This window comes from Thalassotalea mangrovi (assembly GCF_005116735.1).
GTDB classification, from domain to species: domain Bacteria; phylum Pseudomonadota; class Gammaproteobacteria; order Enterobacterales; family Alteromonadaceae; genus Thalassotalea_A; species Thalassotalea_A mangrovi.
Window position 1 is genome coordinate 1 of the sequence record NZ_SWDB01000046.1, and the last position, 12,018, is coordinate 12,018.

General features: G+C 44.5%; 10 protein-coding genes. 3 read left to right on the top strand and 7 right to left on the bottom strand.

Annotated elements, in window-relative coordinates:
• Window positions 1–167 precede the first annotated feature (167 nt).
• From E8M12_RS16065 to E8M12_RS16090, 6 genes are all read right to left on the bottom strand, one after another.
• Window positions 168–749 (bottom strand): hypothetical protein, encoded by a 582-nt coding sequence (locus tag E8M12_RS16065; RefSeq protein WP_169303167.1) that lies wholly within the window; start codon window positions 747–749, stop codon window positions 168–170.
• Window positions 750–878: 129 nt separating this feature from the next.
• A complete protein-coding gene (locus tag E8M12_RS16070) occupies window positions 879–1,361 on the bottom strand; it encodes a GNAT family N-acetyltransferase (RefSeq protein WP_136737298.1) in 483 nt (160 codons plus the stop codon).
• 199 nt (window positions 1,362–1,560) lie between these two features.
• Window positions 1,561–2,358: a bestrophin-like domain gene (locus tag E8M12_RS16075; protein WP_136737293.1), complete on the bottom strand. Its 798-nt coding sequence runs from the start codon at window positions 2,356–2,358 to the stop codon at window positions 1,561–1,563.
• A gap of 134 nt (window positions 2,359–2,492) precedes the next feature.
• Window positions 2,493–3,203 (bottom strand): DNA alkylation repair protein, encoded by a 711-nt coding sequence (locus tag E8M12_RS16080; RefSeq protein WP_136737294.1) that lies wholly within the window; start codon window positions 3,201–3,203, stop codon window positions 2,493–2,495.
• Window positions 3,204–3,230: 27 nt separating this feature from the next.
• Window positions 3,231–4,412 (bottom strand): cystathionine beta-lyase, encoded by a 1,182-nt coding sequence (locus E8M12_RS16085; protein ID WP_136737295.1) that lies wholly within the window; start codon window positions 4,410–4,412, stop codon window positions 3,231–3,233.
• Between the two features lie 254 nt (window positions 4,413–4,666).
• Window positions 4,667–7,060, bottom strand: a complete 2,394-nt coding sequence (locus tag E8M12_RS16090) for a DNA polymerase II (protein WP_136737299.1) — start codon at window positions 7,058–7,060, stop codon at window positions 4,667–4,669.
• A gap of 151 nt (window positions 7,061–7,211) precedes the next feature.
• On the opposite strand from E8M12_RS16090, the gene dinG reads away from it, so the two are divergent.
• The 3 genes from dinG (at window position 7,212) to E8M12_RS16105 (ending at window position 11,286) form a co-directional block, all read left to right on the top strand.
• Window positions 7,212–9,299 carry an ATP-dependent DNA helicase DinG gene (gene dinG, locus E8M12_RS16095; protein ID WP_136737300.1) on the top strand — a complete coding sequence of 696 codons (2,088 nt, stop codon included), beginning with the start codon at window positions 7,212–7,214 and terminating at the stop codon, window positions 9,297–9,299.
• A gap of 162 nt (window positions 9,300–9,461) precedes the next feature.
• The gene (locus tag E8M12_RS16100) at window positions 9,462–10,256 is read left to right on the top strand and encodes a DODA-type extradiol aromatic ring-opening family dioxygenase (protein WP_136737296.1); all 795 of its coding nucleotides are present in this window, start codon (window positions 9,462–9,464) and stop codon (window positions 10,254–10,256) included.
• A 181-nt stretch (window positions 10,257–10,437) separates the two neighbouring features.
• Entirely contained in the window at window positions 10,438–11,286 is an 849-nt protein-coding gene (locus E8M12_RS16105; protein WP_136737297.1) for an alpha/beta hydrolase, read from the top strand.
• Window positions 11,287–11,496: 210 nt separating this feature from the next.
• Here the strand turns inward: E8M12_RS16105 and E8M12_RS16110 are convergent, their stop codons facing one another.
• Window positions 11,497–11,874 carry a DUF5329 family protein gene (locus E8M12_RS16110; protein WP_246034210.1) on the bottom strand — a complete coding sequence of 126 codons (378 nt, stop codon included), beginning with the start codon at window positions 11,872–11,874 and terminating at the stop codon, window positions 11,497–11,499.
• Window positions 11,875–12,018: the final 144 nt, after the last annotated feature.

Genomic DNA, 12,018 nt, shown 5'->3' on the forward strand with positions numbered 1-12,018 from the left:
AATGGAACGACCATTCTCTGCAATCAAAGCCTTGTCTAAAAGCCTTTAAATTCTCACTGAGTGAGCAATAATTTAATATGATTGGTATGATACACGAACAGCGCCATTGTAACTGACTAAATAATCTACGCCAGCTTTTGTTGCAATAAAATTACAATGCCAAAATCTCAGCGTTCCATCAGAGTCAGCTTGCTCCCGTTGCGCAGAAAAACTGCTTCATCACTATCATCAAGGTATCTCACTTTTTTCTCGGAAAACAATTTATTTCCTTTGCGTTCATAGTGCATCAGGACCAATGCCTGGCGTCCATCATCGAGGCCTTTATTCTGAAATTCAACACGCCAGTGTTTTTCGTCGACTATCTGTACTTTGGTGATTTCATAGTCAAAACATTCACCCTGGTTATCACGAAAATATGCTTCGGCGAGACTGCTTTCCTGCTCGTTCAGGGTTAATAACTGGGTGGCATAAACCACATGATTAGGGTCGGTAAACGTAAATTGGCGGATTAATGTATCCTGATTGGTGCTTAAACTTGCCTCTACCTGCATCGGGATGAAGTAACGCTCTCCACTTTGATAATCCAGATAATATAGCTCACCCCGCCAGACTCCGGCGGTCTGATGCATTACTGAGGTAAGAGAGCTGGCGGTCGCATCGTCTGCGGCCTGAGTGGCAAATGGGGAATACAGAACAAAAACGACAACTGCCAGAAAAATAAACAGCAAATTTTTACTGTTCATGCGCATGATAGCCTCCTTAGGTGACTGGGCTATCCTGCAATTAGTGCGTACCACCACTTTCCCACATAAAAACTGAATTGCCCGACTTATCCTTAAATGGACTGCATACAGCTTCGATTCCAATTACGGAAAATATTATTGTGCTAACTCAAGAAGCGCTTTGCCACATAGCCGGTAAATTACCCAATCACTTTGCGGTTTAGCGCCAAGGCTTTGATAAAAATCGATGGCGGGTTGATTCCAATTGAGAACACTCCATTCAAACCGGCCACAATTACTGTCTACGGCAATACGGGCGAGTTTTGTTAACAAGGCTTTGCCCGCTCCTCGTCCCCGAAATTCGGGACTAATGTATAAATCTTCAAGATATAGCCCCTGTTTCGCCAGCCAGGTAGAGTAATTAAAAAAGTAGATAGCGAAACCAATTGGCTTTTCATCATACTCGCAAATTAATGCACGTGTTACCGAACCAGGACCAAATAACGACGCTTTAATCGTTTGTTCACACGCTTTTACTTCCTGCTCGGCTCGTTCAAATCGAGCCAGTTCTTTGATATATCTTAAGATCAATCCACTATCTTCAATGCCTGCATTTCGTATGGTTATTGACGACACGATATCTCCCGACAGTTTTACTGTGTCAAAACACGTCAAATGAATAGCTTGAAGCTAGCGGATAAATGAAATTATAGACGACAGGAAGAATAGTAAAAATTATCGGTAGAGATATGCGACCTGACAGCCATTGAAACCCGACACAGGCATAGTGTCGACTTAGCATCAGACTAATATTGGCTGACTCAGATGGGAATATTACTTAATGATCGTTTCCCTCGCCCTTTTTCAACAAGTCGACCATCACGCTTTGATTGACCTGAATCAATCCTCGTTTTGGCCTGTCCAGGTCAATAATAAACACGATCAATGCAATCAAAGTAGAGACTAAGACAATAGGAACCAGCATTCGGGTGCCACTCAATCCTGCAGAATATCCCATGATGCCGCCAGAAGAGATAAACGCCACAAACAATAACAGCACCACCACTTCTGGTACATGCATCTGCAATAAAGCATTACGTTTACCCTGGCTGTCTATCAACTGGTTCAGCGATTTGACAAACGCGCCGGTGGTAACTGGCCTGGGATCCTCCGCCGTTGCTTTAACCGCCAATGACCACAGTTGTTTTTGTAATCGCGATATTTGCTCATTATGGGACAGGCGTTCACTTTTTTTGGTCAAATCCAGCTTGCCGATTTCCACCCGCAATTTAACGTAATCATTTAGCAGGCGTTTTGCATCGTTCCGGTAATTGATGGGTAGCAATTGCACCCGCAGTATCGCCGTACCGATTGCATTTGCTTCGTCTATTAGTGCCATGCTGCGATTATCAAAGCGCTGCATCGACATACTAAAAGTAAAGCCAAGCAATAACGCCAGCAAACCCAGTATGCTCGCCTGAATCGAACCAGTAAGCGACTTTACCTCACTGTCGGTACGTGACTGCACATAACGGCCAATTCGAAAGCCGATTTCATTCAGGACAACAATAACCAGGAACAGTGTTATCACAATAGCGACACTACTATATCCATACAGCATGACCTGCTGGCTCATATCAAGGAGTCTCGATACAATGTATAGGTTAGCCGTTTAATAATCATCGTTATTCCAGGCTTAGGTGGATGATATCTATACAATAATAGCTGAAACGGCAATGTCCCGATAATTAGGGTTGGTGTTTAAAATGACTAAATGGTGCCGGAAAGATACATTTTGCGAACCTCTGGCTCATGCTTTTCGATAGCGTAGCGGAGCATGGTTCTTGGCATTTGTTGGTAATGTTTTTTTAAATAAGTATCCAGTACTTGTCTGTCATGGCGAAAAATCTCTCTGATCATCCACCCGCAGGCTTTATGAATCAAGTCTTCCGGATCATTAATTAACATGTCTGATAATGTTAAGGTTGGCTCAAAGTCATGATGTTTGATAAACGTAAGGGTTGCAATCATTGCTGCACGCCGAGTCCACAAATGTTCAGAACGGGCAAAGTCGAATAACAATCCTTTATCTCGATTCAATAAATAATGCCCGAGAATATGATGCGCGGAGCTATCCACTAAATCCCAGTTATTTACCCATTTTAAGCGTTGTATGTAAAAGTCGACCAACGCCTGTTGCTCGCTCTCGGTTTTAGCCAACTGATATTTCTTTACCAGAATAAACAACGCCAATAAGCGAATTTCGTGGTACTGGCTTTGCAGTAAAGTATCCAGTTCATTAAGTTCAATGGTTTTGTACTTAGGTACGAGCTTGCGTAGATTCGGGACACGAATGCCGATAAATACATCTCCTTCCCCGTACTCGCCTTTAGCGGTTTTAAAATAACGCTGGCAATGACTGGCGATACCAGCATCGCCCATTACAAGGACAGCTGATTCAATCTGACTGGCCGTTAACATAGACAAAACTCACCTGAAACCTGAAACCTATTTTAAACACTCATTCAGGCGCACAAAGCCCTTTTCTAAATCGACAATCAGGTCTTCAACATCCTCGAGGCCAATGTGTAACCGAACCAAGGGTTTATCAAACGGCCACGGTGTTGCGCTACGCAGCTTTGCTACGTTTGAGTTTGCCAGTATCAGACTCTCATATCCGCCCCACGAAAAACCCATTTTAAAATGTTCCATACCATCGAGCATGGCATTTAAAGCCTGTGAATTCGAATCTTTTAAAATGAATGAAAATAAACCATTGCTGCCAAGGAAATCCCGCTTGAAATACTCATGACCAGGATGGTTTTCAAATGCCGGATGCAACACGCATTCCACTTCATCGCGTTTTGCTAACCACTCAGCAATCTGCAGCGCATTTGCCTGATGCTGCTTTAAACGTACGCCTAAAGTGCGGATCCCCCGCATCGCCAGATAGATATCATCGGGCGATGCGCATTGGCCAAGTAGGTAAGAATTTTCTCTTAACGTCGGCCAGCACTTTTCGTTAGCAGTGGCGGTACCTAACATGGCATCGCTATGACCGACTATATATTTTGTTGCCGCCTGAACTGAGACATCGACACCATGATCAAATGGCTGAAACAACACCGGAGAAGCCCAGGTATTATCGAGAATTACGGTAATGTCCTGTTGTTGCGAATGAGCTACGTCGCAGATACCCGGTACGTCCTGAACTTCCATGGTCAGCGAACCTGGTGACTCGAGAAAAATAACAGACGTATTGGGTTTTATTAACTGCTCGATATTTCGACCGACCATGGGATCATAAAAGGTTACCTCAACACCAAGATTAGCCAGGGTTTTTTCACAAAAATCGCGGGTAGGTTCATAGGCAGTATCGACCATCAATAAGTGGTCGCCGGTTTTTACAAAAGCAAGAATTGCACTGGTGATGGCCGCTGTGCCACAGGGATATACGTAACAACCTGCCCCGCCTTCCAGCTCGGTCATTGCATCGGCAAAAGCAAAGGTTGTTGGCGTGCCGCGGCGACCGTAAAACATTGCCTGTTCACCACGCTTGGCCGTTGCCTTTTTCATATCCAATACGCTATCAAACACGATAGTTGAAGCCCTGAACACTGGAGGATTGATGACTCCCTGAGTCCATTTTTTCTGACGCCCGGCATTAACAATTGCGGTATTTTTTTTCATTGCGACACTGTATCCGTTAATTACTACTGACTTAAAGATAGTTAATGAAATTTCGGAATTTAGCTATCTAGCCATCCAAATATAATTTTAGAATACGGCAACTATAAGGAAATTACACGAAGTTTTTCAGACTAACACAGAATTGTCGGCCAATTGAGAGAGTAGCTTAAAGCTTTAAGGTGTAAGCGTTTCCACCTACCTCTTCCACCTCCCTCTTCTTTTTTATTTTCGAAGAGAAATCGAGAAATTAACCACTAAAACAACTGCATCTGTTGATCACAAATCGATGAGAAGTCTTTACCGATAAACGGCAGGATACCATCGGCGATTGCAGCCAGCTGACGGTCAATATATAGTTGGTAATCAATGGGGGCTTGTTGATGTTCCAGTGTTTGCGGGCCCGCAACCGTCATCACATATTCGATCCAACCTTTGTTTTGATAGCGCAGCGGCTGATTATTGGCTTTATGAATATCATCGGCATGGCGAGCCGCCTTAACATGCGGCGGCACGTTTTTCTGGTAATCATCCAGTTTACGGCGCAATCGTTTACGGTAAGTGAGCATATGATCAAATTTTCCGTCCATGGTGCCATTCACCATCTCACGGATGTAATCTTCAACGGGCTCATTGTGGAACACTTTCAAATACAGGTTTTGCTGAAAGCACTTGGCTAATTCGGTCCAGTCAGTGCGCACACTTTCCAATCCTTTAAACACCAACTGCTCGTGCTCTTTGCGTCCCACCAGTCCTGCATATCGTTTTTTGGTACCAATATCGGTGCCACGAACCGTCGGCATTAAAAACGTATGAAAATGGGTTTCAAATTCGATCTCTAAAGCGCTGTCTATCTGATAATCATCAGTCAGTTTTTGTTGCCATCGGGCATTGATCAACGCCATTAGCTCTTTGCCAATTTCCTGGGCTTTACCATCATCATGCCCTTCGCCTATGCTGACAAAAATTGAATCCGTATCCCCGTAGATGACCTTATAGCCCAAATCATCAATCCAGCGTTGAGTGGTTTTAAGGAGATCGTGTGAACGTTTGGTAATCGAGCCAGACAATCTTGGATCAAAAAAACGGCAGCCTGTGGAACCCAGAACCCCGTAAAAGGAATTCATGATAATTTTGATCGCCTGGGATAACGGAGCGTTTTTCTGGGCTTTCGCCTTATCACGTTCAGCCCATAAAGACTCGATAATTTCAGGCAGAAAATGTTGTTCGCGACTAAAACTGGCACCGTCATAACCGGGAATAACGGCTTGCGGGGCAGATTCTGCCTGTTCCATGCCCATCACCATACCCATAGGATCAATTTTAAAGGTGCGGATAATGCTTGGGTACAGGCTTTTAAAATCGAGCACCAGAACATTCTTATATAATCCGGGAATGGAATCCATGACATAGCCGCCGGGAGACACCAGGTCCCGTTCACCATCGCCAAGGTTCGGTGCGATAAATCCCGCACGGTGCAGTTTAGGTAGATACAGATTCGTAAACGCTGCAACACTGCCACCGATTCTGTCCAGTTCCAAACCGGTTAATGTGGAGCGAAGAATCGCAAATTCCAGCAGCTGGGTTTTAATAAAAATATCCCAGACCAGTTTACAATCCATCAGATTGTATTTCGCCAGAGCCTGCTTATCCTGATGAAACTTGCGGGTGATTTCCTCACCTCGATTATCCACGTCATCTATATCTTTACCTAGGCCCAGTAAGGTTTGCGAAACGTGTTCCAGAGAAAAACTAGGAAAATTATAGGTGGCGGTTTTCAGTAAATCGATGCCATCTAATGTGACGCGCCCTGGGATCATGACAAAATGTTGTTCCGGCGACAGGCGATTTTGCCGCCATTGCAATATCGAACCATCGCGACCTATGGCGAACGGAATATTGTGAAGGTCGCAGCGCTTTTGCAAAAGTCGCATATCAAAACCAACCACATTCCAGCCGATGATGGTATCCGGATCCCAGCTATTAATCAGGTGAATTGTCGAATGGAGTAATGCTTTTTCATCTTCGACCCAAACAATATATTCAGCCGCGTTTGCTTGCGGCTCACCGATCATGATGACTACCTGGCGACTGTCCTGGTAAAAACCAATGGAATATAATTCGCCCGCAAAAGAACACTCTACATCCAGCGATAACATGCTAAGACTTGGCGTATACTGCCCCGCTTTCGCCCGCCCTTGCTCAACCTGGCGAAACGTTGCCGATGCACATTGTGGATGAGAAATAACCGGGAGATTTGTTGCGTTTGCACCGGTAAACACGAGGGAACCATAGATGAAACGCTCCATTAGAAAGCGATCATCCGGGCGAATATCATCCTCATAAACTTTTATGTTTTGTTCTTTCAATCGATCCCTGGCCACATAAAACTGACTGAGGCGGTTAAAATAAAAACCAGTGACTTTTTTATGATTAAAGGCGGTAAGGTTTAATTCACGACAGGAATGGCTGATATTGTGTTGTTTTAAAATACGGGCAGCGAGTTGAGCGTGATCCGTTTCGACAAAAAATACCGGTTGCTCGCCTTCAACTTCCAGTTTTACGGGCCCAAGCGCCGTCTGTAGCCAGAATATCAAACGGATACCGTCAACGGTTTCCTGAATTTGCCTGGTTAGCACAAAGCCGGACATGGGCTCAACATCCTGCCGGTTTTCGGGACTCGTTACTGGATTCGTACTGTTAGCGTTTACCGAATCGCTACCACTCATAGACACACAAAGAAATGACCTGTTATTATATACAGCATATTCGAAGCGCGAGTTAATGGGAACCCATTTATACATGATCGGTGAAAAGACCAAGGAAGTAATCCGCCAGGCTTACAAACAAATCGGCGAAAATCTCGAAAATTTTACACCGCGCAAACAGCAAACATTTTTGATTGCCGAAATTGCCAAAACACTCGGTGGAGAATACGACAAACTACGCAAGCATATCGCTATTGAAGCGGGCACCGGTACGGGAAAATCATTGGCCTATTGTTTAGGTGCGATTCCCTTAGCCATGGCCAGGGATAAAAAAGTGATTATCTCTACCGCAACCGTTGCCTTGCAGGAGCAATTAGTGGATAAGGATTTACCCTTCCTGCAAAAAACGTCTGGACTGGACTTCGACTATTGCCTGGTGAAAGGCCGCCAACGATACGTCTGCGCGCAAAAGCTCGGGGCGATGACCCAGGAAAACGATGGCAGTGACGAGGGTCAGGCAGCATTATTCCAGGAAAAGCCGAAGGCCTCTGATATCCGTATGCTTAAAACCATGGCCGAAAAGTTGGCGAATGGAAAATGGCAGGGAGATCTGGATTCCTGGCCCAAGTCTGTTCCACACTATATTTGGCAAACGATTCAATGCGATCGTCACTCCTGCCTGAAACACTTACCGGAGCACACCAATTGTCCGTTTCATAAAGCCCGCGAAGCGATGGAGCTTGCTGATGTCCTGGTAGTAAACCATGCGTTGTTATTGTCAGATCTTGAGCTTGGCGGCGGTAAGATTCTTACTGAGCCGGAAGATACCATTTATATCCTCGACGAAGCGCATCATTTACCACAAATTACCCGGGATCATTCTTCTGCCATGGCCACCGTCAAAGGCGCGATGGACTGGCTAAGCAAGGTAACGATTCTTAGCGATAAAATATCCAAACTCAGTAAAAATCAGCGGGCAATATCCCCTTCTTTAAAGCTGGCAGATTATTGCCAGGACATTATTGCCGATCTGCAAAAAGTATTTAGTTTTATTGAGGCCAATCGTGCGGTCTACTTTGTCGATGAAGAACATTACCGCTTTGAAAATGGCGTGATCCCGAAAAACCTCAAGAATCTCGCTGAAGATATCGCTGGCTCCAGTAAAAAGGCACTTGCCGAGATCACTAAACTTTATAACCTGTTGATGGAAGAAGTGAAAGACGGAGCCATCCAGATGTATCAGGCAGAAGGCCTGTTATCGGAAAGCGGTTTTATTATGCAAAGACTGGAGAATCTCGAAAAAATCTGGTCCATGTACGCAAAAACCGACTCGGAGAAAGGCGCTCCGTTAGCTCGTTGGCTAGAGCAAAGCGAAGGCAAGCGCGACGATGTGGTTGTCTGCGCCTCGCCGATTGAAGTGGGTTTTATGCTTGAAGATAATCTCTGGAGCAAGTGTGAAGGCGCGGTATTATGTTCGGCAACCATCTGCGCCCTGAATTCATTTGATCATTTTCGCCGTCAGGTTGGTCTTGGCAAAAATGATGGCACCCAATACCAGCGCATTGGCTCGCCATTTGATTACCAGAACAACGCCGTATTGCATATTCCGACGATGAAAACCGAGCCAACCAATAGCGATGCATTTACCGACGAATTAATCAAAGTGATACCGAATTTGTTAAAGAATGAAGAAGCCAACCTGGTACTGTTTTCATCCTACTGGCAAATGCAGAAAGTCGCTGAAGCATTACGCGAAAAATCCAGTATCGAGATACTGATGCAAGGGGAAGATTCGCGTCAGCACATTATTGAAACCCATAAGAAACGCTGCGATCAGGGTAAAACCAGTATTGTTTTTGGCAGCCAGAGCTTTTCCGAAGGACTGGATTTGCCGGGTAAATACCTCACCAACCTTATTATTACTAAACTCCCCTTTTCGGTCCCAACCTCACCCGTGGATCAGGCTCAGTCCGAGTATGTAAAACTTAAGGGTGGTAATCCATTTATGTTGCTAACGGTTCCGGAAGCGTCAAAAAAACTCATTCAATCCTGTGGCCGATTGCTACGCAATGAAAAAGATACCGGTACTATCTATATCCTCGACCGACGTTTGGTCAGCAAGCGCTATGGGAAAGAGTTGCTTGACTCTCTGCCACCGTTTAAAAGAAATGTTGAATATTGAACCAACTAAGGTTTCGGGATTTAGGTCTCAGGTTTCAGTAAAGCAACTAACCCTATTAAAAATGGATACTTATCATAATATCCTGGGTTATCCTACGCTTAGAAATGTATCTAGGTGTCGGTTCTGAACACCATCGGCAACCATGAATTGGAGTAAATAAACGTGAATAAACCCCGGGTGCTCTTTCTTTCCCACGGTGGTGGACCGATGCCTCTTCTCGGTGATGAAACACACCGGGAAATGGTCGACTGCCTAAAAAACATTGCCAGCATAATCGACAAACCTTCGGCGATAATAGTGATTAGTGCCCATTGGGAGGAAGCGACCCCGACGATAACGGCAGCAGCAAATCCGTCGTTAATTTATGACTATTATGGATTTCCTGAAGAGTCATATCACGTTAAATATCCTTGTCCCGGCGAGCCTGAAATTGCCAAAAAGCTTTATACGCAATTAAAAAACGCGGGAATAACCAGTCAGTTAGAGCAGCAGCGTGGCTTTGATCATGGCCTGTATGTGCCCCTTAAAATTATGTTTCCCGATGCGGATATACCCTGTGTTCAATTATCACTTGTCAGTAACTTAGACCCAGAGTTACATATCCGAATCGGCGAATCTCTGCAAGAACTGGATATCGACAACCTCCTGGTCATCGGCTCTGGGTTTTCTTTTCATAATATGAAACAGTTCTTCGCGCCGCAGAGCGCCGAATCAAGGCAACAGAACCAAGCATTTGAATCCTGGTTGCTAGAAACATGCAGTAGTACGAACATTGATGAACAAGAGCGCCGGTCAAGATTAATTCATTGGGAGAAAGCCCCGGCCGCCCGTTTTTGCCACCCAAGAGAAGAGCATCTGCTGCCGTTACATGTTTGCTATGGATTGGTAAACCGTCAATGCCAGCAGTCCTTTCAACTTAAAATATTAAACAAGGATTCGAGCATGTATCTATGGTAACTATTCTCTGTAACTGTAACCTGATAGATGCTGTCATCGAGAGTTTTAACGATTGCGGTTTTAGGCATTTACAACCTTGTTCACATGAACAGGAAGCGAGACTGGATTGACGTAACTTATTCGAAACGGTTAATGTCGTGCAGAACAGAAACGATTCGATAAAAATCGTTAATGGATTTAGATGTTATTTTACAAGGAACTAAGGTTGCGGCTGCTTTTAATACTGTCCTGTCTGATATGCAATTATTCGGCTTTGGCATTTAACGGGTTTGAAATTCCAAGAAGCGAAACTATCGAATTGAAGGAGCCGGCAACCGACCGGGTATATCCCATATTCGTTAAAGTGCCACGCTCGTACAAAACAAACAAAGAGAAGCGTTACCCGGTAATTTACCTGACCGATGCATGGTACAGCTTTCAAATCACATCTGGTGCCACTAGATTTGCAATGAACCATGGTGAAATGGAAGAGGCGATTATCGTAGCAATTTCCTATTCCAAAGGCTCACGAGGCGCATCGAGCCGAATCAGGGATTACACACCAAGCAAAGCACCCGGCTGGAAGCTACCAACCGGTAACGCAGATGGCCATGCCCGATTTATCCGGGACGTTTTGTTCCCGTTTATTGAAACGAACTATCGAGTGAGTACATCACAACGCACCTTCGTTGGTAACTCACTCGGCGGACTATTTGGTGCCTTCATACTGTTCAACTATCCAGAGATGTTCAGCAGCTACATCCTCGGAAGCCCTTCGGTTTGGTTCAGGGATAACGAAATACTCACTGAAACCGTTAAAAAGTCAGAATCCCCCATCAAAGTCTACATTGCCGTAGGTAGTCTGGAACGACCTGAATATGGCGAACGAGAAGATATGGTTGCCGGAGCCAAACTGCTAATGCAAAAAATTAGCAAAGAATCAGGTCAAAACACCCAGGTAAAATTCAACATGATTAATGATGCCAGGCATGCAACTGCCTTCCCCACAACCTTAATACAGGGACTGGACTGGATTTATGGTATTCATTAAGGTTCTGAATCAGTTACCACTATAATTTACAAGGTGATGTATTTTGACGTTAACTTATTTGATAAGTGGGAAGGTTTCAGTGGGCGACACGCAGACGTGAAAGTCCTGTTGTCATGACTTTATCCGCCGCCCAGTGCCAAAACTGGGATAAATGACAGATCAGCTTGCCGCTTATAGCTTATAGCTTGTAGCCTGAAGCATGAAACTAATTTAGTTTTGACTTGATTGCTGCTCGCGATAACGGTCGAGTTCCTCAAGAAGCCATTCACCGGAAGGCACAGCGTCCTGATTAGGACAATGGATCATGTACTTCTTTTTCGATATCAGGCTTTGGGTGGCACTTTTTTCAATAAAGTCTTCAGCGGTTTCGATATCATCGGCAAAATAATCATACTTCTTCTGAATGTGCTCAACGGCTTCCTGACCCTGATGAAATTCACCATTGCGCTCGTATTTGCAACCGCTGTCACCGACATATTTCAATAGGTGTTGAATTTCATCACTGGTTTGCTTATTTATATCAGCGCCATATACAACCGGACTCATCGCCAAAAATGTGGTGAACAAAATCATTAAACCCTGCTTCATAAGGTTCTCCTGTACTTAAGCTGACATCATTTACTGTAACACAAAAATCAAGGGGTCAGAGTCACAGACTCTGACCCTGAGCTATCCCCACAAATAATTCAGAGAAAACAAGGGAATAAATAGATAAATTCGAAGGAACTTTCA